The sequence below is a fragment of the Paraburkholderia sp. BR10954 genome (assembly GCF_040965775.1).
Lineage (GTDB): Bacteria > Pseudomonadota > Gammaproteobacteria > Burkholderiales > Burkholderiaceae > Paraburkholderia > Paraburkholderia youngii.
Window position 1 is genome coordinate 443,402 of the sequence record NZ_JBFRCK010000002.1, and the last position, 23,998, is coordinate 467,399.

A 23,998-nucleotide genomic window follows, 5' to 3' on the forward strand; every position below is an offset into this window, starting at 1 on the left:
GTTAGTCACGACGGCGTGCGTTCATGGCACGCTGAAAAAGATATCTGAGGTGGTCCACTTCGGCCGCGGTAATGTGAGGCACTGTCGGCGTGCCGCCGGGCGTGGCCGGTGCTTGCGGCACAACCGGGGCGGCCTGCACGATCGGGGCGACCGGCATGACGGCTATCGTCTGCGCTTCCAGGATGCGACGGACCGCCCAGCGCTTGAGGGCGGGAAATCTCGCACTTGTGTGCTGGGCAAGCCGGTACAACCCCGGGCGCTCCAGTACAAAAAACCTGAACGCCACCAGGCTATGGCGCACTGAGGCGCGAAAATGGCTACGGATTCTAGTGATGAGCATGGCTGGCTACTACTTCCTGCGTGACGTCAGTGATCTGCGCGCCATCCTGGCCACGCTGCATGGTGAGACTGGGTTCGAGCCAGTTACACCCGGCAAAGAGCCGATGCGTGCGATTGACCACCTCAAATACGAGTGCGAGATCGCGCCATTCATAATTCTTTTCGTGGTGATCTTGCCGGCTTGTCAACGCAGTGGATAGGGAATAGGACCCCGGGCCCAGGCGTGCTTCAAACTGGAACTGGAATTCGATCGTTTCACCCGCCTGCAGGTTGTGCAGGATTCGCTGCTGGTGATAGGTATTGGTGCCGTAAATGGACTGGCCAAGTCGGTCTCGCAGCAGGTAACCCAGTACAAGCTGTTCGACAGGACGCCTGAGGACGACGCGCGCATACAGACAGACGCAGGCGCCCACCTCGACGATTTCAACTGCGTTGCCGTGAGCATCGCGCAGTTCGAGGGCGACCACTGTAGCCTCGCCGGTTCCAGAAACGGTCTGGGCCTGTCCGTTTTGATGAGGCTCCGAGCGCACCGTTTCCAGTCCCTGATGGCCAATAATGGCATTGTAAAAGTCCATTGCATCGGCTGGCTCGGCGTCCTTGACGATTTTGCCCCCGTGCAGAACCAGTGCGCGATCACACAGGCACATGATCGCCGCGCGGTCATGCGAGACGATCAGCAGACTGGTTCCAAGCTCACGAAACCCGGCGATCCGGTCGAAGCTCTTGTGCTGAAAGTAGGCATCACCGACTGATAACGCCTCATCAACGATGAGGATATCGGGGCGAAATGCGGTGACCGCGGCAAAACCAACCCGCATCTGCATGCCGCTTGAATAGATTCTGACAGGCTGGTCAAAATACTCGCCGATTTCCGCAAACGCTTCGACATCGTCAATGACGCTGTCGATTTCATTCGCAGTACGGCCCATCAGGGACAGGCTATGCCGCGCATTCTGCCGGCCAGTCAGCTCAGGATTAAATCCCATCCCAAGCTCCAGAATGGAACCGACTGTCCCTGCAATATCAATCCGCCCTTCATTGGGGACAAGCGTTCCCGTAATGAGCTTGAGCAATGTACTTTTGCCCGCGCCGTTCTGCCCGACAATGCCAACGGACACGCCACGCGCGACTTCGAACTCGACGTTGCGCAACACCCAGTGCTCGCTGTGCGGTTGGATACGTTTATTGAACCACGAGCGAACGCGCTGGAACTCCGAGCGATATGTCCGGAATGACTTCCCGAGGTTTGAGATGCGGATAACACTCATAGCATGTCAACGATTTCGGGTTTGGCCCGGCTGTACAGGAGCACTGCCAGCGTGATCAGAACGATTCCCACCAGCAGGACGACAAGCACGCCTGAAAGCGCAGGCATGCGATGAAAGACCAGCACGTCCTGATAAGCACTGACGATCTGGAACATCGGATTGAACTGGTAGATCCAGCGATAAGGTTGCGGTATGACATCAATCGGGTACACGATCGGCGTGAACCAGAACGCAAACTGCAGGACGACGGGCATGATCTGTCCGATATCGCGCATGAAAACGTTTAGCGTGCCAAGAATCAGCCCGATACCTAATGCGAGTGTGAGGGTCGCCACGATCAGCAGCGGCACGAACAGCATCTGCAGGCTCGGTAGGTGCCCGACGAGTCCGAAGATCGCGGTGACAGCGGCAAGCAGAAGCAGATTGCTGACCAACGCAGACCCGGAGATGATCAGGGGCAGGCACATGGCCGGAAAGGAAATCTTTTTCAGGAGATGTGCATTGGCAGTGAACACGCTCAAACACCGGTTGATGATTTCCGAAAAGAGGGACCACGCCATGCTCCCGGCAGTCAGATAGATCGCATAGGAAAAAGGGCCACTCAGTCCCTTCAGGCGACTTGCCATGAGGGATGAAAGAATGAGCGCATACATCGAGACCTCAAGCAACGGATGCAATAACATCCACACGCCACCGAGCTTGCTGCCGGCAAACCGGATACGCTGCTCGTTAAGAATCGAGGACATGACGAAGTCGCGATACGCCCAGGCGAAACGCAATCTCTGGATCATTGACCGACGGACGCTCCAGTAAATGGCCGAGATAAGCGGAAAGGACCGTCAACCGCACCTGTCATGACCGCTGGCACGCATGACCGTGCTGTGACCGGCGATCCGGCAGCTTCGTGGCCCTTGCTAGACATGGCATCACAGATACGGAGGAAAGTCCTATACGGGAAAGTCATCTTCATTTTTCATTCTCGATTGCCGTGCGCTGATGTCCGGATACCGACGCGAGTTAAGGCTCGCGCCATTGTTCCGCCGTGCGCCAGCCTGTTCATCCGTGTGGGGACTTGCACAGGCGATATCGTCATGACTCAAGGTCCGCCGCCACGAGCTGACCTCATCAGCGATTGCGTGGCTCTCTAGCGTTGATGCGCAATACCGTGCCAGACAATGTTCCGTCCGGCTCCCGCCATGCAAACCACTGTGTCAGGCCCGTCGACATCACGACGAAAACGCCGGACCAACCAGACGCACGGCCGGAAGATAAGCAGAAAAACGGGGAAAGCATAAACGATCATTGACTGTCTTTTCACGGGTCACCCGGCAGGCGGCGCTAGTATCCCCCGTCTTTAATCAAATGCATGTGACGGCCGTCACATTTCGTTACGCACAGATCCCTCAGAATGGCGCCTTCGCTACCGAACTGGTGCCGGCAGCCTATGACGGATCACCAAGAGACCTGCTGAAGGAAAGTCGCGAGTCGCGGGCACATGTGCAAGCGCGTCCGAGTTGAAAAACATGAAAAAGACCAAACTCCCGTCGAACGAAATCGTTCAGGCGCTGCTCGGCTACCGTCGGGTGTTCCGCACGATCGGCGTGTTCAGTATGCTCATCAACCTGTTGATGCTTGTGCCATCGCTGTACATGCTGCAGGTTTATGATCGGGTACTGCCAAGCCGCAATGGTGTCACGCTAGGCATGCTCACACTGATGATGCTGGGCATGTACGCACTGATAGCGGCGCTTGAATATGTGCGCAGCTTCATCGTCATCCGCGTCGGCGCGAAGCTCGACAAGCATCTGAATACGCGCGTCTATACGGCAGCCTTTGAAACGAACCTCAGGCAGCAGGGCGTCAATGCAGGCCAGTCGCTTAACGACCTGACCACGATTCGCCAGTTCGTGACGGGCAATGCACTGTTCGCGTTTTTTGATGCGCCGTGGTTCCCGATCTACCTGATCGTTATTTTCCTTTTCAACGTCTGGCTCGGCGTCTTTGCACTGGCCGGCTCGGCGCTGCTGGTCGCGCTCGCGATCGTGAACGAGCGTGTCTCGCGGCGCCCCCTGTCCGAAGCGACCGCACTGTCGATCCGCTCGAGTTCGCTGGCCACCAGCAATCTGCGCAATGCGGAGGTCATCGAGGCGATGGGCATGTTGCCGAGCCTGATGTCGCGCTGGGCGACACTGAACACGGGCTTTCTCGCGCGGCAGGCAGAGGCAAGCGAAAAGGCCGCCCTGGTGGGCAATATCACCAAGTTCGTCCGGCTCACGCAGCAGTCTCTTGTACTTGGCCTCGGCGCGTTGCTTGCCATCGACGGCAAGATCTCGCCGGGCATGATGATCGCGGGCTCGATCCTGATGGGCCGCGCACTCGGTCCCCTCGAAATGGTGATTTCAGTCTGGCGACAGTGGAGCAGCGCGAAAAGCGCATATGAGCGGCTTGTCGAGCTACTCGAAGGCAATCCGCCCCGCCGCATCGGCATGAGTTTGCCAGCGCCGGCGGGTCGACTGACGCTCGAAGCGGTCAGCGCTGCCCCGCCAGGCGCCCGGGTCCCGGTTCTGCAGGGCCTCTCCTTCGCCATCGAGCCAGGCGATATCGTCGGCGTGATTGGACCGAGCGCCTCGGGCAAGTCGACGCTCGCACGGCTGATGGTTGGCGTATGGCCTGCCGCGATCGGCACCGTGCGCCTGGATGGCGCGGACATCTATCAATGGCATAAGGATCAGCTTGGGCCCCACATCGGCTATCTGCCGCAGGACATCGAACTGTTCGGCGGTTCGATCGCCGAGAATATTGCGCGCTTTGGACAGATCGATTCAGGGAGGATCGTCGAGGCCGCCCGCCTTGCGGGTGTTCACGACATGATTCTTCGTTTGCCGCAAGGCTACGACACCCTGGTAGGTGATCGTGGGGCCGGGCTCTCCGGGGGCCAGAAGCAGCGTATCGGTCTTGCCCGCGCACTGTATGGCAATCCAGCGCTGATCGTGCTTGACGAACCCAACTCCAACCTCGACGAGACGGGCGAAGCCGCGTTGAAACAGGCGATCGACAGCCTGCGTGCCGCTAACAGGACCGTAGTGCTGATCACTCACCGGACTAGCATCATCGCGGCAACCACCAAGCTGCTGCTGCTGGTGGAAGGCCAGCTCAGGCTGTTTGGTCCGACCGCGCAGGTGCTTGCCGCAATCCAGAACGCGCCTGCACAGCAGGCTGCAGCCGGCAGGACAGAACCCGCGGGCAGAAACGAATCCACCCCTGAGACCGCAGAAGTGCCGGCCTGACCCGAAGATTCCCATGTTCAATCCTGTTAGCAAGAAGGCGGGGACACCCGCTATCGAGGTACTCGGTGCCTCGCTGCCGCCGGCTCCCGACACCGACGAGTCCCGTTACGTCAAGGTTGGTTGGACCATTGTTCTAGTGGGCGTGGTCGGCTCACTGCTTTGGGCGACATTTGCTCCACTGAGCAAAGGTGTCCCGGTGGAGGGGACGGTTGTCGTCACCGGCAATCGCAAGGCAATCCAGCATCCTACGGGCGGCATAATCCAGGACATCTTGGTCAGCGAGGGCGACGAGGTAAAGGCTGGCCAGGTTCTCGTGCGGATGAACGACGTACAGGCGCGTGCGCAGGCAGCAACGGTGCGCGCGCAGTACCTGTCGGAACTCGCGCTGAAGGCACGCCTCGTGGCTGAAGCGACCAACGCGAAAGCGATTACCTTTGCGCCGGAGCTCGTGGCCGCTGCCGCGGCACATAACCAGCAGGTCGCAGACGACCTGCGTCTGCAGGAGCAGCTGCTGGCCACGCGCCGGCTTGCGTTGCAAGCCTCGCTTGGTGCGCTGCGCGAAACCGTTTCTGGCTATGGCGCTCAACTTGCCGCGACGAATCAGTCCCGCGCCTACAAGATGGCCGAGCAAAAGACGCTCAACAGCCAGTTGGACGGGATGCGGCAGCTCGTAGGAGAAGGCTATGCGCCCCGCTCGAAACTGCAGAATCTGGAGCGTGAAGACGCGCAGCTCAACAGCGAGCTCTCCGCGCAGTCGGGCGCGACCGGACAGCTGGCGAGCCAGATGGCCGAAGCACGCCTGCACGCTGCGCAGCAGCAGGAAGAATATATGAAAGAGGTGCGCACGCAACTCACGGAAGTTGAGCGCGATACCGAAGCACTGCGCAGCCGGCTCGACGCCAGTGACTTCGAACTCGCCAACACTGAGGTTCGCTCGCCGGTCGATGGCACGGTGGTGGGCGTGAACGTGTTTACCGAGGGCGGAGTCGTTGCAGCCGGTGCGAAACTGATGGAGGTGGTGCCGAGCGGGGAACCGCTGGAAGTCGAAGGCGAGCTGCCTGTCAATCTGGTCGACAGGGTCAGGCAGGGCATGCCGGTCGACATGATGTTCACCGCCTTCAACGAGAACAGCACGCCCAGGATTCCTGGCACCCTGACGTTCATCTCCGCCGACCGGCTGGTCAATGACCACACGGGTGCGCCTTACTACCGGGTACGCGCCATGGCTACGCCGCATGGCATGGGTCTGTTAAAGCCCCTGAACATCAAAGCGGGCATGCCGGTCGAGGTGTTCGTCAACGCCGGGCAGCGCTCGCTGCTCAGCTACCTCCTGAAGCCGGTCATGGATCGCGCGCATACGGCACTCACGGAGGATTGACGTGCAAACTCCGATGACACGCGCGTGCGACAGGTTGCGCGAGCTCGACCATGCCCTCTCGGGGTGGTCCCGATCACCCGGCGTTGCCATTCGCATCGGCGTACTGATTGCTTTTACGCTGGGCCCCGTTCACGCCTCGCATGCAGTTGGGCTTGCCGATGCGTATGAAGCCGCGCTCGGACATGACCCCATCTACGCCGCAGCCGCGCAGGAAAAGGCGGCCGGCGACGCAAACCGCGCGATAGGTCGATCCTATCTCCTGCCGAGTCTGTCGGCCAACTATGCGAACTATCGTAACTGGACCGGCACGACCTATTTGGGATCGCAATACGGAAACCAGTCAATCAATCAGGTCTACCATGCCTATTCCGAAGGGGTATCGCTGCGCCAGCCGCTGATCAACTACGAAGGACTCGCCCGCTATCGTTACGGCAAGGCGCAGGCGCTCGCCAGCGACGCGATCTTTGACGATCGACGCGAGGATCTGCTAGTGCGCGTACTGAGCGCCTACACGGACACCGTGTTCGCCTTCGATCAGCTTGCGCTAGCGTTTGCCCAGAAAACGACGCTGGACGAGCAGCTCGCGAGCAACAAGGCGATGTTCAGGAATGGAGAAGGCACGCGCACGGACATCCTTGAGACAAGCGCGAAGCTTGAACTGGCCAACGCCGATGTTGCCGATGCGCAGGACTCGCTTGACAATGCTGCGCACGCGCTCGATGCAGTGACCGGTATGTCCCTGTCAGCCGACGTTGCAAAGCTCGACCGGCTGAGCGACGCGTATCAGCCTTCGATGCCCTCTCCGGCTGGTTTTGAGCAGTGGCGCGATATCGCCCTGGACAGCAACGCCGAACTGATTGCCAAACGACACACGGTTGAGGCGGCCAGGCAGCAGCTCGAAGTCGCGCACGCAGGCTTTTATCCCCGCGTCGACCTCGTGGCCAGCATCGGCAAAAACCAGTCAAACACGGTTGACACGATCGGGCAGCGCTACCTGACCAAGGCAGTGGGCGTTGAAGTCACCATCCCGCTGTACTCGGGCGGACTCGTCAGGGCAAGTTCCGAGCAGGCCAGCGCAAACTACCAGAGAACGCAGTTCGAACTTCAGGACACGACGAACAAGGTGCTGATCGAGTTACGCAAACAGTACAACCTGTGCGTGAGCAGTCTTGGCAGGATCCGCGCCCTCCAAAGCGCGGTCGATTCCGCCACGCTGCTGATTACAGCGACGCACAAAAGCGTGGAGGCTGGCACGCGGACCAACCTGGACGTGCTGAGCGCCACACAGCAGCTGTATCAGGCGAAGCGTGACCTGGCACGTGCGCGCTACCAGTACATGATTGCAAATCTGGCTCTCAGGCACGCGGCGGGCATACTGACTGCGCAGGATCTTTACGAGACGGCCAGATGGTTCGTGGCTCCGGGACAGGCCACACCGGTCGTTGCCAGAGCCGCTGCGCTGGCGCCAGCGTTGCACTAGACAAGTCGCGATGTGGGGCTTCATCACGACCACGCCGTGGACTGTGGACACTGGCCGACGGCCGTTGCCGCTAGTTTCCGAGAAGGCCGTACGCCGCGCCCAGCGCGAAGGGCGCAGACAGCGACTCGGCGTCCTGAGCGTTCTGGCGGGCGGATGGTCGCTCCGGCGGCGCGTTGAACGCCACTACCTTCGACGTGCTGCCTTCTTTCAGGCATTGCGTCGCGGACGCATTCTCGAGGAAATCCCTCAGTTCATTGAGCAGCGCGGCCGCGTTTTCGCATTGCAGCCGGAAGTGCCGCGTAGAGGTGCGATTGGCACCCTCCCCCGATTCCTGCTGGACAACGAAGGATACGTTCACATGACGTGGCGTTGCCGCCGGCTTGATGACCCACTCCGTAATCAGAAGCTTGGGGTCAGTTCTATTGCCACGTACTGATTTTTTCTTGGCGTTTGACCCGGATGTCATGGAATTCCTTCAATCAGATGGGAACGGCGCGCGCGGCAGTCCTGAGCGATTTGGCAACCGCTACCGCTCCGACGTAATCTAACCCATGTGGAAGCTCCACGTTGTGCGGAAGGGCACACTCCTGCGCTGCTTTGCAGTGAATGCCGCATTTTCAGCGTATCAGGACGATCTTTGACAGGCAGAATGCGGCGGCGGGGAAGGCAATCACCCGCGAACAGAGGGAAAAATGATGTGACGTAGGTCACAATATCAATCGCGTGTTCAAGCTGGGGATCGATGATGTCACGCGCGCCGCGATGCGTGCTCCATTTCGCTGTAGCACGAATTGCGCTGCGCCTATGATGGCGCAGCGCGAACTTAGTTCGCCACCGAGACTGCACATCCGCCTGAAATCGATGCAGAATAAAGGCTGGCTCTGGCTCTCGGCTACCGACGATACGAGGCGCAAGCAGATTGAACAATTGAACTGACTGAGGCTCGCCATGTCGCCACCGTATGTGCTTCCCGCTCATTGGCAGGTGCTACACTCAGACCGTGCTCCCATTGACAGGCAATATTTACCGTAGAAGATGCTGAAAGCAATATGTGACGAGATGATATAAACTCAGCTCCGCCTTCGCCGGAGCGGGTTATGCCTCAATTTTCATCAGCAAGCTAAGAGATCAACAGCTTTTTCCAGAAGGCCGGCGATGATGTTCTCGCTCGCGCCGCGCGGCACGTCCGCTATCGTGGCGTCAAGGCCCGTGACGTCGTTGTGCATCACGGCGATTCACATTCGCACCTGTTGCTCGTGATTTTCGGGGCAGTTGCGAGTCTCAGGCGCGTCGGAAACTGGGCACGAGACCTATTTCAGTCACGTAAAGGCCGGGCAGTCATTCGGCGAAAGCGCAATCGTTCTGAACACGCCCCTGCTCGCATCACTCGCTGCTTTGACCACCGGCGTCGTCGGCGTAATAAGCCGTGCTCGGACACGCGAGCTATTTCTCGACCCGAGCGTCGCGGATGCACTTCTGGCGATTCTTTCCGCCAAATTACACCGAGCCGTCCACGGTCAGTCGACCTTGTCACCACCGGGCGCGTACTCGCGCGTCTACGCGGTAATAAACGCAGTCCTCACTGAAAATACGGACATTGCGCAGGCGTTGATCGAGCTTCCGAACCAGACCGCCATAGCCATCGCGGCGAACGTCAGTCGCGAAACCGTCTCGCGTGCAATGAAATCGCTTATGCAGCGCGGAGCAGTTGTTAAAGAGTAAGCGCGAAATTAGGCGCACATAGATTATTAAGCGTCGCAAGGGCAGGATGTGTGTCCACAGTTTCGATGGACTGACCCCCAGAAGTTGGACGGTTAGATGGTTACGCCTGACCGAATTTTGAACCGCTTGGATTTCCTGGACAGTGCCGAGCGTTAGTGTTCGGTCTTTATGAGCCTTCGGCCTAAATAGTATTTGCGCCACTTGTTGAACAGAGACAGTGACTGCAAACACAATCAAATCTTCATTGGCCAATAGGGATAGACTGCGATGGCGCCGGCGACATAGGCGTCGATGGAAGTCGATGATTGAAAACCATGGCCGCTCAAGCCACGTGTTTAGTCATCGACAAACGCGGGTGGGGATTGATCGTGAAGAAGCCGACGGATTGATTCGCAGTTGCAAATGAATGATGGTGCCCATGGGCAGGATCGAACTGCCGACCTCTCCCTTACCAAGGGAGTGCTCTACCGCGCTCTACCAGCTGCGCTACTCCCGCATTTTGCAGTGGTCAACTAATTCCGGACAGGCAGATCGGTTCTTTCGCTGTCGGTGAACCGCTTGGATTTCCTGGACAGTGCCGAGCGTTGCACTAGCGAAAGCCGCCAGCACGACGAGGGTTGCAGGTTCATCCTGTCCGAAGTCCAGTGACGTAAGCCAGTACATTTCAGAAGCGCTGGCTTCAAAACGGCGCTTTTCCCCGCTCACATCGAGCTCGCAGAAATTCCGATTTACGCACGGTTGCCGCAGGAGGCAGGACCGGCATCATGGTAAATACGAGCACGCACGGTTCAAGGAGTCCGTGGTATGTCGCAGCTCAAGAATAGTACGTTACACGATGCAGATGCAGGAGATATGGCGCTCGCTACGGTACAGCACTGGCGCATCGATTCGACGAGCCTGAACGTGACCATCCGTCTCAACGCAAACGGGATTTCGGCCAGCGCTGGCGCATCCGATCGGCATGGCTTCGTGCTTGAGGCGGAGCAGGCACGCCAGATGATTCGTGACCTGAGTGCGGCGGTGCTGGCACTGGACCTTCAGCGACATGATGAATAAACAGTCGATCCCAGTGATCTTCTCCAACGCGTTGAGACGCTACGTAGAGCCAGTCGGTTTCGCGGCGAGGCCGACAAGGCACAGTTTGCTCCGCAGTGACCTCTCGCAAACACACATCCGATCAGGGAATCCGGGCTTATGAATCTTGAAAACGATCCGCGCATACTCGTGCTTCGGGATGCATTAGAGGACGAGGTCCACGGTCTTTGGATCAGTTTTGAAATGGCAGTCAAGGTGCTCATAGTCGCAGCGCTTGCCATGTCGGCTTGTCTTTATGGAATTGCTGGCGCATGCACCATCGGAGAAGAAGCGGAGATAGAGTTGCCATTTAATAAGACTGAGCTTACTAATGCAAACAGGCTCGCAGTTGCGGATGCCGTGATTGAGGCAAAAAAATGGCCCGACGTCCAGATTCAGGCTGTCATAATGTCTGGCGCATATACTGTCGAGCGCAATATAGACCGGTTGAAAGAAGGCCGTGCCAGGAACGTGAAAGCGCATTTGCAGCAGCTCGGCATCAGCAGTGAAAACATTCTGATCGAGAGGCATACTTTCACAGATGAGATGGTAGGCACATGAACGGGGCTCCGCTTCGGCGAGGCTATGCAACGCCGGCTCACGCAGTCAATCAGCACCACCACGACTGGGCATAGGCCACGTCGCCGATGGACCCGACGCCGGTCGGCACGAAGCCGTCCGCCTCAGTTCTACATCGCGCAGCGGCGGCAGCGGTCACGCGTCCGCCATTGCCCCTTCACGCGCGGCGCTTGCGCGCCACCAACTCATCCGACACCTCGGACATCAACGTCCTCAGCCAGCCGATATCGCTCGGCCGATCCGGCTGCGGATGCCACAACTGATAGCAGCGGATGCGCGGAAACGCGATCGGCACATCGACGACCGCGAGCGGCAGCATGCTCGCGTAGTGCATCGCGAAGCGCCGCGTGGTCGTGAAGATCAGATCAGATTGCAGAAGCGTCTGCGCGACGAGCCCGAAGTAGGGCAGCGTAGCGACGATGCGCCGGCTCGCCTTCGCGCGCGCGAAGCCGGTATCGATCGCGCCGCCGCGCGTGCCGCTGTACGGTGTCGGCGCCAGATGCGGCGCGGCCAGATAGGCGTCGCGCGTGAGCGGCTCGCGCGCGAGCGGATGGTCCGCGCGCATCATGCACACGACGGTATCGGCGAACAGGTCGCTGCGCTCGAAGCGCGGATCGGGCTTCGGCCAGTTGCCGATCACGAGATCGAGTTCGCCGGCGTCGAGCGCGGCCGAATGATCGAGCAGCGGCCCCAGCGATTCGATTTCCAGCCGCGCATGCGGCGCCGCTTCGCGAAATCGCGCGATCACGGTCGGCATGAAGAAGTCGTTCAGATAGTCGGGCGCGGCGACGCGAAACGTGCGGCGTGAGCGGCCCGGGTCGAAATCGCCGTGCGGCGTCGCGACGAAATCGACATCGCGCAGCACGCGCTGGGCGGCCGCGAGCAGCGACTCGCCGTATTCGGTCGGCACCATGCCCGACTTGCCGCGCACCAGAATCGGATCACCGAGCGTTTCGCGCAGCTTGCGCAGTGCGGTGCTGATCGCGGGCTGGGTCTGGTTCAGCCGCATCGCGGTCTGCGTGACACTGCGCTCGACGAGAAGCGTGCGCAGCACGCGCACGAGCCAGATATCGAGTGAGGCGGCGGTGTCGTCCATGGTCGAAGCGTGGTGACGCGGGCGCAGCCGATCGGCTCGCCGCGCGGCGAGCGCGTGGGGTGCGAAAGCTTATAACTTAGGCCCGTTTGCGCGTCGGCGGCATAGCGGGCGCGGTATGGCCGGCATCAGCGCGGCGCGTGCCGGCGGCGCTTCGTTCGGGCGGAAGCCGCAGCCGCGGCGCGGCGCGCTGCCGCCGCCGTGTTATGGCGCCGGTGCCGGCTCGTCCGCGAGGCCCCACGGCAACGAACTGATCCGCTTCACTTCGCGCGATTCGAGCCAGTTCGGCGTGCGCGCGCAGTACAGCACCATCGGCAACGCGTCCTCGCCCCAGAAAAGCTGGTCGTTCAGACGAAACGTCGGCACGCCATAGACGCCGAGGTCGATCGCATCGGCGGTGTTGCGCCGCAGTTGCGCCTTCACCGCTTCGTCCTGGATCAGCTCGGGGCCGTCCGGCTTGCCGACGCGTTCGCACAGTTCGGCGAACGCTTCGTCGCTCGACGGGTCGCGCCCGTCGCGCCAGATGAAGCGGAAAACCTCGCGCACGAATTGCACGTCGCCGTTCGCGGCGGTCGCGAGCAGCAGCGGTTTCATCGAATCGAACGGATGAGCGGGCGGCATCTTGTACGGAATGCCGAGCTGCTCCGCGCGAAACAGCGCATGCCGGTACATGAAGGTGCGCTTGGCGGGCACGCTGTACGCGGAGCGCTGGCCCCAGTGGCGATACAGATCGTTCAGCACGACCGGCGTGAATGCGAAGTCCATGCCGGGCCATTTGTCGTGTTGCTCGAGCAACAGGTAGGTGAACGGCGAGACGAAATCGTAAAACCACAGCGGCTGTTGGGCGTCGATGCCAACGGTCATAAAGGTCTCCCGGTTTGCCTGGGTCGGACGGAGCGGAGGGTGCGTCCGTTATCTCATCAAAATTGTAGCGATCTTACGCGGTGCGCTCCCGGCTTGCACCGGTCGATATCCCCTGGTGGAGGGCGGCGGGTGCGGGGTCAGGCGGTGTCGCCGGCGCGCGCTCAGCCTTTGACTTGATCGGCCGCCTGCTCGTCGGCTTCGTCCAGCCCGCCCGACGTGTCGCGGCTTGCCATGAGCCGCCGCCGCACGAAGCCGATGTGCTCGCGCAGCACGTAGAACTGGTCCGCGTATGCGAGCGGCATCTTCATGCCGTTGACCGAGTCTTCGATCGCGTCGAGCCGCTCGATCAGCGACGCGCGTTCGGCCGACGAGTGTTCGCTGAGCGCGCTGCGCTCGATCGCGATCAGCGCGCCGTACCAGCGATAGATGCGCGACTTGACGCGCCACGCGTACAAGCCCGGCACGACGCGCAGCGCCGGCACCAGCAGCACGATCAGGGGCACGACGATCACCAGCAGGCGGTCCGCGAGGCTCGCGATCCAGAACGGCAGCGTCCGGTACAGGAAGCTCTTGCCCGACTTGTAGTAGCGCGCGGCATCGTCGGACAGCGGGAAGTCGTGCGCGAGCGGCGCGGGAAATTCACCGGCGCGCTGCATCGTCGTCGCGCCGCCGTGCACCTCGCGCGCGGCTTCGATCAGCAGATCCGACAGCGCCGGATGCAGCGAATCGCGCGCGTTCAGCTCGGCGGTCGGCGCGACGATGCTGATCGAGTTCGCAGGCAGGTTCTTGCCGAGGTCGAACGCGCCCATCGGCACCTTCAGCTGCGTCAGGTACGGAAAGCGACGCGTGTACGCGTCGGCCTGCGAGAAATCGTAGAAGCGCACGTTCTGCGTGCGGTAGAGCTTGCCCATCACGGCCGGCTGCGCCGAGTCGCCGGCGAGGAAGGTCGCGTCGATCGTGCCGTCGATCAGCGCGTCGGCGGCTGCGTCGCCCGTCAGCGGCAGCAGTTGGGTCGGGCCGCCCGGCACGATGCCGTTGGCCTTCAGCAGCGCGAGCGCGAGCTCGCGCGTGCCGCTGCCCTCGGGGCCGATCGCGAGGCGCTCGCCCTTGAAGCCGGACAGCCAGTCGACCGGCGCGCCGCGATAGAAGATCGCGAGCGGCACGTAAGCGACGCTGCCGAGCGACATCAGGCTTTTGTCCTTGTCGGCCGCGGCGGGCGCGATGCCGCTCTGCACAAAGCCGACATCGACGTTGGCGTTGGGGTCCAACAGCCGCTTCAGATTTTCCTGCGAGCCCTGCGAGGCCAGCACGTTGAGCGTGATGCGGTTGCGCGCGAGGATCGCCTTGTACTTCTGCGCGGCGATCCAGAAAGTGCTGCCGACCGGGCCGGCGCTAATCGTCAGCGTATTTGGCGGGGCGGGCTGGATCAGCCGCACGGCGGCCCAGATCGCGACGATCACGAGCAGCACGAGCGGGCCGAACGAGACCGCCAGGTCGCGCCACGAGATCGCGACAAAACGGGCGACGAGACGGGTAGGGCGGCTGCGGCCGGTGTCAGGCTTCATCGGATCTTCTGAAAACGGCGGTCGGTCGGGCTCGAATGCGCGCAGGCGGCTTGGGCGGCGCGCCAGCACGCGTCGCGCCGATGGTACCTGAGATTGGCACGGCCGCGAATCGCGTAGCTGCCCGTCGCGCCGACAAACGCGTAACAAATGGTGAGCGTCGCGGGTGCCCGCCAGCACGACGCCCAAGCAATTTTTGCGCGACCACGGAGCGTGTCCGTATTTATCCGGCAAGCATGACGCAGCCGCTGTCGGTGCGCCACGCCGCGCGCTAAACCCTTTGCGCTTCTGTGCCGGCTAGATTAAATTGTGCATCGCTACCGCGATCCAACGTTTGCGGCGATATCCCGGCAAGACGGACAAGAACCGGGCACGTCGGCGGACTTCGCGGTTTGCCGGTTACCGATTACCGGTAATCAGCCTCTCTCGCCTCTTGCACATCGTGTCAGACGTTGATGGCCGTCGCGCACGCGCGCGTTCGCGCGATGACGGCCGCCCGTAGTCGTAACGAAGCCGCTTGTTGATGCGGTCCAATGTGAAACCAAGGAGAAGAGAGCTATGAAAACGGTCGGTTTTCTGAAAACACTGGGTGCGGTCGTGGCGATGGTGGCGGCGTGCAGCGTCTACGCCCAGAACGCTCCAGATACGGCGTCGGCGGCAGCCACCGTCAAGGCCGGCAAGGCAGCGAATCACGAACTTGGCCGTAAGGTGCGCCACGCGCTGACCAAGACCCAGGGTCTCGACGTGTCGCACATCGCCGTGCGCGCGCGTGGCGGTGCTGTGACGCTGACCGGCACGGTGCCGGACCAGGGCCAGGCCGATAAGGCCGGCGAGGCCGCCAAGGGCGTCGAGGGCGTGACGTCGGTGACCAACAAGCTGACGGCGAAGCAACAGTAAGCGGTGCGCGTGCGCGCGGCGCCGCAAGGCCCGCGTCGCGAGGTCTATCAATCGATTCGGAGGCTCCGGCATTTTCGCCGGAGCTTTTTTTTCGCCGCCGGTTTTGGGCGCGAGACGGGCGAGGTTTGCGGGACCGCAGCAATGAGGCTTGCCGAACGCACAGGTGCTGATCGAGGCGCGGCTGTCCCTGCTTCGTGCGCTGCGGCACATTACCGATGCATCGCGCGGGGTACTGTGACGAAGAGGGAACGGGGAGCCAAGCTCATGCAAACCACGCAGTTTCGCTACATCGATCTGCCGATCGGCGATCGCGCGGCATTCGAACTGGTGTGCGCAAGACACGGTTTCGCGCCCGCGCATTTCGAGATCAGCGCGAGCGCGGCACCCGGTGAGCCGGCGCACGAACGCGTCGTCACCGTGCGGCGTGTCGACTGGTCACGGTCGTATCGCGACGGCCACGGTCAGTGGGTCCGGCAGTTCGAGGTGGATCTGACCAGCCGGTTTTTCAAATAGACAGCGGTCGCGGCGTGTGCGCTTGACGCGTCTTCAGCGGGCGGCTCACGACAACACCAGCCGCACGCCGACCAGCGTCAGCGTCGCCGCGAGCAGATTGCGCAGCAGTACTTCCGGCGCGCGCGACGCCAGATAGCTGCCGATTGCGATGCCGGGCAGCGATCCCACCAACAGCGACAGCAGCATCGACCAGTCGATCGAGCCGAGCAGCCAATGTCCGGCGCCCGCGAGCAAGGTCAGCGGCACCGCGTGCGCGATGTCGGAGCCGACGATGCGTGTCGTCGGCAGCAGCGGATACAGCAGCAGCAACACCGTCACGCCGATCGCGCCCGCACCCACCGACGTCAGCGACACCAGCGTACCGAGGATCGCGCCGGTCAGCATCGTCAGCGCGAGCGTGCGCCCCAGGCTCGGCGCGCGCAGCTTGCGCGCGCCGAGCGCCGCAAGCTGCGGACGGAACACCAGCGCGATCGCGGTAACCAGCAGCGCCGCGCCGAGCACGACCTGGATCAGCCGGCCCGCGCCCGGCGTGTCCATCCCGTAGCGATGCAACAGGATCAGCGTGATGGTGGCCGCGGGCACGCTGCCGGCCGCGAGGCGCAGCGTGATCTGCCAGTCGACCGAGCCCTTCAGGCTGTGCAACAGCGTGCCGGTCGCCTTGGTGGCGGCCGCGTACAGCAGGTCGGTGCCGACCGCGGTGGCAGGGTGCACGTTGAATAGCAGGACGAGGATCGGCGTCATCAGCGAGCCGCCGCCGACGCCCGTCAGCCCGACCAGAAAGCCGACGAACAGGCCGGAGACGGAGTACAGCAGATTGATGTGGGGGAGTGCCATTGAACGGACAGCTGACGCAGCGCGGGTGAAAGGTTGGGCGGCAAGGCCGGCGGACGCGCCGGGGCGGCTGGCGGCGGCGGTGTGCGGTGTGCTGCACGGCCGCGTCGGCCGGCGGCTGACCGGCGAAAGGCGCTATTGTCGCAAAACTGCCGCGCCCGCGTGCGGCACTTACTCAGGGGGAGTTCGTCGCGGCTGGCGGCGGGCCGCATTCGGCGGGTACGGCGCGGGTGCGCCGCATCGCGTGCGAGGCGCCGCTCAGAGCGCGCGGCGGATTTCGACGACGCCGAACGCCGCGAGCATCAGGCCGACCACGCGATCGATCACGTGGCGCAGCCTGCTGCCGATCGCATGACGCGCGAGCGACACGATCGTCACCAGACAGCACCACCACGCGATCGAGCCGGCGAACACGCCGCCGACCGTCGTCAGCGCGATGGCCGGCGAGAACGCGCCGCGCGGTGCGAGCGTCGTGAACAGCGCCGCGAACATGATGATGGTCTGCGGATTGGTCAGCGTCAGCAGCAGCGCGCTCGCGTACGCACGCAGCGCGCCGGCGCGGCCGATCTGCGCGAGCTTGCCGTTGCCGTTGCCGTCGGCGCTTTCAGCGGGCGGCTTCTGCAGCAGCGCGCGCACGCCGAGATACAGCAGGAACAGGCCGGCGAACAGATGCAGCGGGCGGTCGTACGCGAGCATGAACTGCGAAATGCCGACGAGGCCGAGCGCGGCGATCAGCCCGTAGGCCGCGTCGCCGCTCGCGATGCCGAAGCCGATCGCAAGTCCCGCGCGCGGGCCGCCCGTCAGCGTGCGGCGGATGCACAGCATGCCCATCGGGCCGACCGGCGCGGCGATCGCGAGGCCGACGCCGGCGGCGGTGAAAAACAGACTGGTGGTGGACATGAGCAGGTTCTCGAGCGGTTGTTCTGGTTGGAGTGCGCGGTGCAGGCGCGGCCCGGTCGTCCGCGGGTAGCCAATGCACCCGCCAGCATATCCAGACCGCAAATCGCGGGCAAGCTCGGGCAAGGCGAAACGCGTGGCTGGGTGACTGCTCGTCAGCGCCCGCCGTCGTCAGGGCATAATTCCCCACTCCGAACTCCCAAATCCGCTTCGCCGATGTGGCAAATCGATCAGGTCACGCTGCGCTTGTTCATCGCCGTGTGCGAGGAAGGCACGATCGCGCGCGCCGCCGAGCGCGAGTTCATCGCACCGTCGGCGGTCAGCAAGCGGCTCGCCGATCTCGAAGCGCTCGTCGATGTTGCACTGCTGTCGCGCAGCCAGCGCGGCGTGCGCGCGACCGCCGCGGGCGAAGCGCTGTTGCGCCACGCGCGGCTCATCATGCGCGGCCACGAACGCTTGCAGGCCGAGCTCAGTGAATACGCGGCCGGCGCGCGCGGCCATGTGCGGGTGCTGGCGAACGTGTCGTCGATGGTGGAGTTCTTGCCCGAGGCGTTGTCCGCGTTTTTGCAGGCGAATCCGGCGATTCGCGTCGATGTCGAGGAGCGCGTCAGCGCGGACATCGTGCGCGGGCTCGAAGAGGGCGTCGCCGATCTGGGCATCTGTCGCGACACGGTGCCGCTCGGCAGTCTCGACACGCTGCCGTATCGCGCCGATCATCTGGCGCTGATCGTGCCGCGCGCGCATCCGCTCGCGGGCGAGACGCAGGTCGGCTTCGAACAGACGCTCGGATTCGATCATCTGGGGCTCGCCTCCAATGCGTCGGTCAACGCGCTGATGCAGCGCATCGCGCTGGAGAAAGGCAGCGAGTTGAACTACCGCACCTATGTCTCGACGTTCGATGCCGCCTATCGCTTCATCCAGGCGGGTCTCGCGGTCGCGATCCTGCCGCGCGAGGCATTGCCGCGCCATGCCGCCAACGAGTACGGCATCGTCGCCGTGCCATTGCGCGACGCGTGGGCCGAGCGGCGCTTCGTTATTTGCATGCGCGATCGCGCGGCGTTGACGCTGGCGGCCGCGCGCTTGCTCGAGCATCTGTTGGACGCCAGGTAAGACGGGAGACGCACCGGGTCTCTCGCACCGGCAGTCCCTGGCAGCTCCCCCGGCGACGCCGTTCGCCACCTCTCCAGACAAACCCTTAAGCATTTCACCCAGGCGAGCGTCAAAGGCCGCCCCATCGGCCTGAGCGGCCATCGCGAGCGGCGATGGCGGGCGTCGTCAATGCAGACTTTGCCGCGCGTCTGCGCGCGAGCACGCTGTGATCCAGTTAGCGCATCACTTCTGTCCAACGGGCGTCCGAAGCCCGCGTCCACGATCAGGATTCAAACCGATGAATGACACCCGCGAGCGCGTCGTCGTGACCGAAGTCGGTCTGCGCGACGGTCTGCAAAGCATTGCCCGCATCATGTCCACCGACGACAAACGCCGCTGGATCGACGCCGCCTACGCGGCCGGCGTGCGTCATATGGAAGTCGCGTCATTCGTGCCGGCGAAGCTGCTGCCGCAAATGGCCGACGCGGCCGCAGTAGTGGCCCACGCCCGTAGCTATGACGATCTGAGCGTCACGGCGCTCGTGCCGAACCTGAAGGGCGCGCAGCACGCGCTCGATGCCGGCGTAGAGCGCATCGTCGCGCCGATATCGGTGAGCGTCGCGCATAGCGTCGCGAACGTGCGCAAGACGCCCGCCGAGATGATCGACGCGTTCGCCGCGATGCGTGAACTGATCGACCGCGCGACTTCGGCGGGTGGGGGCCGCGTCGAGTTGATCGCCGGTTTGTCGACGGTGTTCGGCTGCACGCTGCAAGGCGCGGTGCCGTACGCGGATATCGCCGCGATCACGCGCGCCGCGGTGCAGGCCGGCGCCGACGTGATCGCGCTCGGTGACACGACCGGCGAGGCGACGCCGCGCCAGGTCGGCAAGGTGATCGAGCTGCTGCGCGACGTCGCGGGCGACAGGCTCCGCTCGCTGCACTTCCACGACACGCGCGGCCTCGGTCTTGCCAACACGCTGGTCGCGCTGCAGCACGGGATTCGCGAATTCGATGCGTCGCTGGCCGGTCTCGGCGGCTGTCCGCATGCGCCGGGCGCGACCGGCAACGTCAATACCGAAGACCTCGTGTTCATGCTCGACAGCATGGGCTACGACACCGGCATCGACATCACGCGGCTGCTCGCCTCGCGCGCAGTGCTCGCGCAAGCGCTGCCGGGCGAGCCGCTGTATGGCTATCTCGCGCGAGCGGGATTGCCGAAGCAGTTCGCGCATGGGCAACCGGCCGTGCGCGAATCCGCTGAGCCTTCCGAATCTTTGCGTTACTCCCACTCTTCCGCTCCGCAGGTGCCGCAATGACTCCGCTTTCCTCCGCTACCTCAGCTCCGTCTTCGACGTCTTCGCCGCAGCCCGGCACGTTGCCGCTCGCAGGCATCCGCGTGATCGAGTTGTCGCATATGGTGATGGGCCCGACCTGCGGCATGATCCTCGGCGACCTCGGCGCCGAAGTGATCAAGGTCGAGCCGCCGCGTGGCGACAGCACACGCCGGCTGCTCGGCACCGGCGCGGGATTTTTCCGTACCTTCAATCGCAACAAGAAGAGCGTCGCGCTCGATCTCGACAGCGAAGCCGGTCTCGCCGCGCTGAAGCAACTGGTCGATAGCGCCGACGTCTTCGTCGAAAACTTCAAACCCGGCCGCATGGCGAGTCTCGGCCTCGATTACGCGACGCTGCGCGAGCGCAATCCGAAGCTGATCTACGTGTCGCACAAGGGCTTTCTCAGTGGTCCGTACGAACATCGTCTGGCGCTCGACGAAGTCGTGCAGATGATGGCGGGCCTCGCGTACATGACCGGGCCGGTGGGCCGTCCGCTGCGCGCGGGCAGCTCGGTCAACGACATCATGGGCGGCATGTTCGGCGCGATCGGCGTGCTGGCCGCGCTGCACGAGCGGCACGCGAGCGGCCGCGGCAAGGAGGTGCAGAGCGCGCTGTTCGAGAACTGCGTGCTGCTGAGTGCGCAGCACATGCAGCAGTTCGCGGCCACCGGCGTGGCCGCAGCGCCGATGCCCGAGCGCATCAGCGCCTGGGCCGTCTACGACGTGTTCACGCTCGCGCACGGCGAGCAGATGTTCATCGCCGCGACCGGCGACGCGCAGTGGCGCGCGCTGTGCGCGATTCTCGAGCGCGACGATCTGCTCGCCGATGCGCGCCTCGCGACCAACAACGACCGCGTGCTCGCGCGCGGCTGGCTGCTGCCGACGCTCGGCGAAAGCCTGAGCCGTTTCGACGGCGCGACGCTCGTGCCGCTGTTCGAGCGCAATCACATTCCGTTCGCGTCGATCACGAAGCCCGAAGAACTGTTCGACGATCCGCACCTGAACGCGAGCGGCGGCCTCGTGCCGTTGACGCTCGACGACGGTAGCGAAACCGCGATGCCCTTGCTGCCGATTTCGCTCGATGGTGCGCGTCTCGGGCCGCGCCAGCCGATCGCGAAGATCGGCGAGCACACCGTCGACGTGCTGCGCGAACTCGGCTTCGACGACGCGCGGATCGCGGAGCTGAGCGGTGGCGTGCAATCGCGGAAGCCGCGCGCGGCTGCCTGAGCGGCTGCCTGAGCGGCTGCACGAGCGCTGTGTCGCGCCGCACCCGTTGCAACGGGCAATAGACCAAAAACTCTGGAGACAGACGATGAAATCGTCGAATCAGGCGATGTACGCCACTGCGCTCGGCGAAGCGGCCGGTGCGCTCGATGGCTCACCTACGGACGCGGGCGCCGGTGCGGCAGCGGCGGGCCGCGCCGGCGCGATCGCGCTTGATGGCGCGCGGATTTCCGCGCGGCTCGACCGGCTGCCCGCGACCCGCACGATCTGGCAGCTCGTGATGCTGCTGAGCTTCGGCATGTTCTTCGAACTGTACGATCTGATGTACTCCGGCTATATCGCGCCGGGGCTTGTGCATAACGGGCTGCTCACGGCCACGACGCGCGGGCTGTTCGGCACGAGCGGCGTCGCGAGTTTCATCGCCGCGCTGTTCGCGGGCCTGTTCATCGGCACCGCGGCGTGCGGCTTTCTCGCCGACCGCTTCGGCCGCCGCGCAATCTTCACGTGGTCGCTGCTGTGGTACACGGCGGCCAACGTCGTGATGGCGTTCCAGCACACGGCGCTCGGCTTGAACTGCTGGCGCTTTATCGCGGGGATCGGCATCGGCGTCGAGATCGTCACGATCGGCACGTATATCTCCGAGCTCGTGCCGAAGCACATTCGCGGGCGAGCTTCGGCGTGTTCGCAGGCGGTCGGCTTCTGCGCGGTGCCGATCGTCGCGTTCCTGTCGTATCTGCTGGTGCCGCAACGGGTGTTCGGTTTCGACGGTTGGCGCGTGGTCGTGCTGATCGGCGCGATTGGCGCGATCGTCGTGTGGTGGATTCGCAGAGGTTTGCCGGAGAGCCCGCGCTGGCTCGCGCAAAAGGGCCGCCTCGAAGAAGCCGACGCGGTGATGACGCGTCTCGAAGCACGCGTCGCGCGCGAGTACCAGCGCCAATGCGGCCTGCCGTTGCCCGAGCCCGCGCTGCCCGAACCGGTGCGCGCGCGGGCGGCGTTTCGCGATCTGCTGGTGCCGCCATATCGCAAGCGCACGCTGATGCTGGTCATCTTTCACGTGTTCCAGACGATGGGCTACTACGGCTTCGCGAACTGGATTCCGACGCTGCTGATCAAGCAGGGCGTCACGGTGACGACGAGTCTGATGTACGCGAGCATCATCGCGATCGCGGCGCCGCTCGGTCCGTTGCTGGGATTGCTGATCGCCGATCGCTTCGAGCGCAAGAGCGTCATCATCTGCATGGCGGCGATCAACGTCGTGTGCGGACTCGCGTTCAGCCAGGCGCGCGAGACGGTGCTGCTCGTGAGTCTCGGCGTGTGCCTCGTGCTCGCGGGCAACATCATTTCGTACAGCTATCACGCGTATCAGGCCGAGCTGTTTCCGACCGGCATCCGCGCGCGCGCGGTCGGCTTCGTTTATTCGTGGAGCCGGATTTCGGCGATGTTCTCGGCGTTCGTGATCGCCGCTTGCCTCGGCCGCTTCGGCGTGAACGGAGTGTTCGTGTTCATCTCGGGAGCGATGGCGATCGTCATGGTCGCGATCGGTACGCTCGGGCCGAAGACGCGCGATGTCGCGCTCGAGGATATTTCGAAGTAGCTAGGAGTCCTGGCGAGTCTCGTCGTTGCTCGACAGCCGGTCCGACACGTTGCCGAGCAGCAGCGCTAGCAGCAAGACGCCGATCATGGCGAACAGGAATCCGCCGATCATCGTGGCAAGTATCAGCGTGATCCATGAAATGCCGTTCATGTGTGCGGTTCCAGCGCGTTTGTCGGGGGCATCGTAGCCCGTTCAACATCATTTCTATGTGCGCTTGCCCGCCGTAAGCCTGTCAGGCGACGCCGAACTATCGTCGCGACGTGCCATTACGCGGCGCGTTCTGGATGGCTGTCACCTTCGTTGCGTACCGGGAAGCGGGTTTCGTTCGCTGTCCGCGACCATCCTTGCGAAGAACCTCATAGTGCCTTTCCGCAATCGGTTGGCGGAAATGCACCCGGTCGCACCCGATGTATTCCGCCATTGGCCCGCCTATTGCAGTGACGCTAAAGTTGTCCGATATCCATGTTTCAAGTCTGAAACGTTAATCGCCATGTTTATATTCCGGCCGTCAATAAAAATGATTTAAATAATCTTTTCTGGCGCGTTGAGTGTTTGTATTGGACGGGGGAATCGGCGGTCGCGCGGCGCTTGCGCCGATGGTGAGGGGAGCTTGCCGATGAAGCCGGGCTCGCCAGGGAGGGTGGGGTACCTTCTACTCATCGTCGGCGAGTTCCAGCAAAAAATCGCTTTTAAAATACGCGCCGGGGGGTGAATAAAGCGGAGGTGCGTCGCTTTTCGAGTAGCCCGACAGTGTGCGCTGGCGTACGCATTCATTTTTCAAATTGCTTTAAGCTTCACGAGTGCATATTCAACCATATGCGGATAGATGATTAATCCATTGAAAAGACGGTCGCTTCGGTATTGAGCCGAATTGCACTGGCCGATCATGTAGTCATAGCGCCAATATGTCCGCACTTTCGGACATGGCGGCAGAGCGCCGGAGGTCGTCGCTATGATGCACTGCGCGGAGTTCGC

At 62.9% G+C, this 23,998-nt stretch carries 22 protein-coding genes, 1 tRNA gene and 1 pseudogene; 13 read left to right on the forward strand and 11 right to left on the reverse strand.

Annotated elements, in window-relative coordinates:
- Nucleotide 1 precedes the first annotated feature (1 nt).
- The 3 genes from AB4Y34_RS04740 to AB4Y34_RS04750 form a co-directional block, all read right to left on the reverse strand.
- Nucleotides 2-340 carry a hypothetical protein gene (locus tag AB4Y34_RS04740; protein ID WP_368715375.1) on the reverse strand — a complete coding sequence of 113 codons (339 nt, stop codon included), beginning with the start codon at nt 338-340 and terminating at the stop codon, nt 2-4.
- Nucleotides 327-1,493: an ABC transporter ATP-binding protein gene (locus AB4Y34_RS04745; protein ID WP_368715376.1), complete on the reverse strand. Its 1,167-nt coding sequence runs from the start codon at nt 1,491-1,493 to the stop codon at nt 327-329. Before AB4Y34_RS04745 ends, AB4Y34_RS04740 begins: the two co-directional genes overlap by 14 nt.
- 110 nt (nt 1,494-1,603) lie before the next feature.
- Entirely contained in the window at nt 1,604-2,398 is a 795-nt protein-coding gene (locus tag AB4Y34_RS04750) for an ABC transporter permease (RefSeq protein WP_368715377.1), read from the reverse strand.
- A 732-nt stretch (nt 2,399-3,130) separates the two neighbouring features.
- On the opposite strand from AB4Y34_RS04750, the gene AB4Y34_RS04755 reads away from it, so the two are divergent.
- The 3 genes from AB4Y34_RS04755 to AB4Y34_RS04765 are packed head-to-tail and all read left to right on the forward strand — an operon-like array spanning nt 3,131 to nt 7,752.
- Nucleotides 3,131-4,894: a type I secretion system permease/ATPase gene (locus tag AB4Y34_RS04755; RefSeq protein WP_368715378.1), complete on the forward strand. Its 1,764-nt coding sequence runs from the start codon at nt 3,131-3,133 to the stop codon at nt 4,892-4,894.
- A 13-nt stretch (nt 4,895-4,907) separates the two neighbouring features.
- Entirely contained in the window at nt 4,908-6,272 is a 1,365-nt protein-coding gene (locus tag AB4Y34_RS04760) for an HlyD family type I secretion periplasmic adaptor subunit (RefSeq protein WP_368715379.1), read from the forward strand.
- A 1-nt stretch (nt 6,273) separates the two neighbouring features.
- A complete protein-coding gene (locus tag AB4Y34_RS04765; protein WP_368715380.1) occupies nt 6,274-7,752 on the forward strand; it encodes a TolC family outer membrane protein in 1,479 nt (492 codons plus the stop codon).
- 70 nt (nt 7,753-7,822) lie between these two features.
- On the opposite strand, the gene AB4Y34_RS04770 is transcribed toward AB4Y34_RS04765, so the two are convergent.
- Nucleotides 7,823-8,218 (reverse strand): hypothetical protein, encoded by a 396-nt coding sequence (locus AB4Y34_RS04770; RefSeq protein ID WP_368715381.1) that lies wholly within the window; start codon nt 8,216-8,218, stop codon nt 7,823-7,825.
- Nucleotides 8,219-8,556: 338 nt separating this feature from the next.
- Between AB4Y34_RS04770 and AB4Y34_RS04775 the strand changes: the two are divergent.
- Both AB4Y34_RS04775 and AB4Y34_RS04780 read left to right on the forward strand, forming a co-directional pair.
- Nucleotides 8,557-8,676: pseudogene (locus AB4Y34_RS04775) on the forward strand (winged helix-turn-helix domain-containing protein); the annotation flags it as partial.
- Nucleotides 8,677-9,024: 348 nt separating this feature from the next.
- Nucleotides 9,025-9,474, forward strand: coding sequence for a Crp/Fnr family transcriptional regulator (locus AB4Y34_RS04780; RefSeq protein ID WP_368715382.1), 450 nt, complete (start codon nt 9,025-9,027; stop codon nt 9,472-9,474).
- Nucleotides 9,475-9,884: 410 nt separating this feature from the next.
- Here the strand turns inward: AB4Y34_RS04780 and AB4Y34_RS04785 are convergent.
- Nucleotides 9,885-9,964, reverse strand: a tRNA-Thr gene (locus tag AB4Y34_RS04785).
- 314 nt (nt 9,965-10,278) lie between these two features.
- Here AB4Y34_RS04785 and AB4Y34_RS04790 point away from each other — a divergent pair.
- Together AB4Y34_RS04790 and AB4Y34_RS04795 are read left to right on the forward strand one after the other, a co-directional pair.
- A complete protein-coding gene (locus AB4Y34_RS04790) occupies nt 10,279-10,530 on the forward strand; it encodes a hypothetical protein (RefSeq protein WP_368715383.1) in 252 nt (83 codons plus the stop codon).
- A gap of 138 nt (nt 10,531-10,668) precedes the next feature.
- The gene (locus AB4Y34_RS04795) at nt 10,669-11,109 is read left to right on the forward strand and encodes a hypothetical protein (protein WP_368715384.1); all 441 of its coding nucleotides are present in this window, start codon (nt 10,669-10,671) and stop codon (nt 11,107-11,109) included.
- Nucleotides 11,110-11,284: 175 nt separating this feature from the next.
- On the opposite strand, the gene AB4Y34_RS04800 is transcribed toward AB4Y34_RS04795, so the two are convergent.
- From AB4Y34_RS04800 to AB4Y34_RS04810, 3 genes are all read right to left on the reverse strand, one after another.
- A complete protein-coding gene (locus AB4Y34_RS04800) occupies nt 11,285-12,223 on the reverse strand; it encodes a LysR substrate-binding domain-containing protein (protein WP_368594627.1) in 939 nt (312 codons plus the stop codon).
- A gap of 201 nt (nt 12,224-12,424) precedes the next feature.
- A complete protein-coding gene (locus AB4Y34_RS04805) occupies nt 12,425-13,084 on the reverse strand; it encodes a 2-hydroxychromene-2-carboxylate isomerase (protein WP_368715385.1) in 660 nt (219 codons plus the stop codon).
- A gap of 161 nt (nt 13,085-13,245) precedes the next feature.
- A complete protein-coding gene (locus AB4Y34_RS04810) occupies nt 13,246-14,649 on the reverse strand; it encodes a TAXI family TRAP transporter solute-binding subunit (protein ID WP_368715386.1) in 1,404 nt (467 codons plus the stop codon).
- Nucleotides 14,650-15,204: 555 nt separating this feature from the next.
- Here AB4Y34_RS04810 and AB4Y34_RS04815 point away from each other — a divergent pair.
- Together AB4Y34_RS04815 and AB4Y34_RS04820 are read left to right on the forward strand one after the other, a co-directional pair.
- The gene (locus tag AB4Y34_RS04815) at nt 15,205-15,543 is read left to right on the forward strand and encodes a BON domain-containing protein (protein ID WP_176122554.1); all 339 of its coding nucleotides are present in this window, start codon (nt 15,205-15,207) and stop codon (nt 15,541-15,543) included.
- A gap of 264 nt (nt 15,544-15,807) precedes the next feature.
- A complete protein-coding gene (locus AB4Y34_RS04820; protein WP_368715387.1) occupies nt 15,808-16,056 on the forward strand; it encodes a hypothetical protein in 249 nt (82 codons plus the stop codon).
- 45 nt (nt 16,057-16,101) lie between these two features.
- Here the strand turns inward: AB4Y34_RS04820 and AB4Y34_RS04825 are convergent, their stop codons facing one another.
- A complete protein-coding gene (locus AB4Y34_RS04825) occupies nt 16,102-16,890 on the reverse strand; it encodes a sulfite exporter TauE/SafE family protein (protein WP_368715388.1) in 789 nt (262 codons plus the stop codon).
- Nucleotides 16,891-17,145: 255 nt separating this feature from the next.
- Nucleotides 17,146-17,787, reverse strand: coding sequence for a LysE family translocator (locus tag AB4Y34_RS04830; RefSeq protein ID WP_176122557.1), 642 nt, complete (start codon nt 17,785-17,787; stop codon nt 17,146-17,148).
- Between the two features lie 213 nt (nt 17,788-18,000).
- Between AB4Y34_RS04830 and AB4Y34_RS04835 the strand changes: the two genes are divergently transcribed.
- From AB4Y34_RS04835 to AB4Y34_RS04850, 4 genes are all read left to right on the forward strand, one after another.
- Entirely contained in the window at nt 18,001-18,894 is an 894-nt protein-coding gene (locus tag AB4Y34_RS04835; RefSeq protein ID WP_176109422.1) for a LysR family transcriptional regulator, read from the forward strand.
- Nucleotides 18,895-19,171: 277 nt separating this feature from the next.
- Nucleotides 19,172-20,188, forward strand: coding sequence for a hydroxymethylglutaryl-CoA lyase (locus tag AB4Y34_RS04840; protein ID WP_368715389.1), 1,017 nt, complete (start codon nt 19,172-19,174; stop codon nt 20,186-20,188).
- The gene (locus AB4Y34_RS04845; RefSeq protein ID WP_368715390.1) at nt 20,185-21,432 is read left to right on the forward strand and encodes a CaiB/BaiF CoA transferase family protein; all 1,248 of its coding nucleotides are present in this window, start codon (nt 20,185-20,187) and stop codon (nt 21,430-21,432) included. Before AB4Y34_RS04840 ends, AB4Y34_RS04845 begins: the two co-directional genes overlap by 4 nt.
- An 85-nt stretch (nt 21,433-21,517) precedes the next feature.
- Nucleotides 21,518-23,023 carry an MFS transporter gene (locus AB4Y34_RS04850; protein ID WP_368715391.1) on the forward strand — a complete coding sequence of 502 codons (1,506 nt, stop codon included), beginning with the start codon at nt 21,518-21,520 and terminating at the stop codon, nt 23,021-23,023.
- On the opposite strand, the gene AB4Y34_RS04855 is transcribed toward AB4Y34_RS04850, so the two are convergent.
- On the reverse strand, nt 23,024-23,173 hold the full coding sequence (locus AB4Y34_RS04855) for a hypothetical protein (RefSeq protein ID WP_176122562.1): 150 nt from the start codon (nt 23,171-23,173) through the stop codon (nt 23,024-23,026). It abuts the gene before it with no gap.
- Between the last annotated feature and the right edge of the window lie 825 nt (nt 23,174-23,998).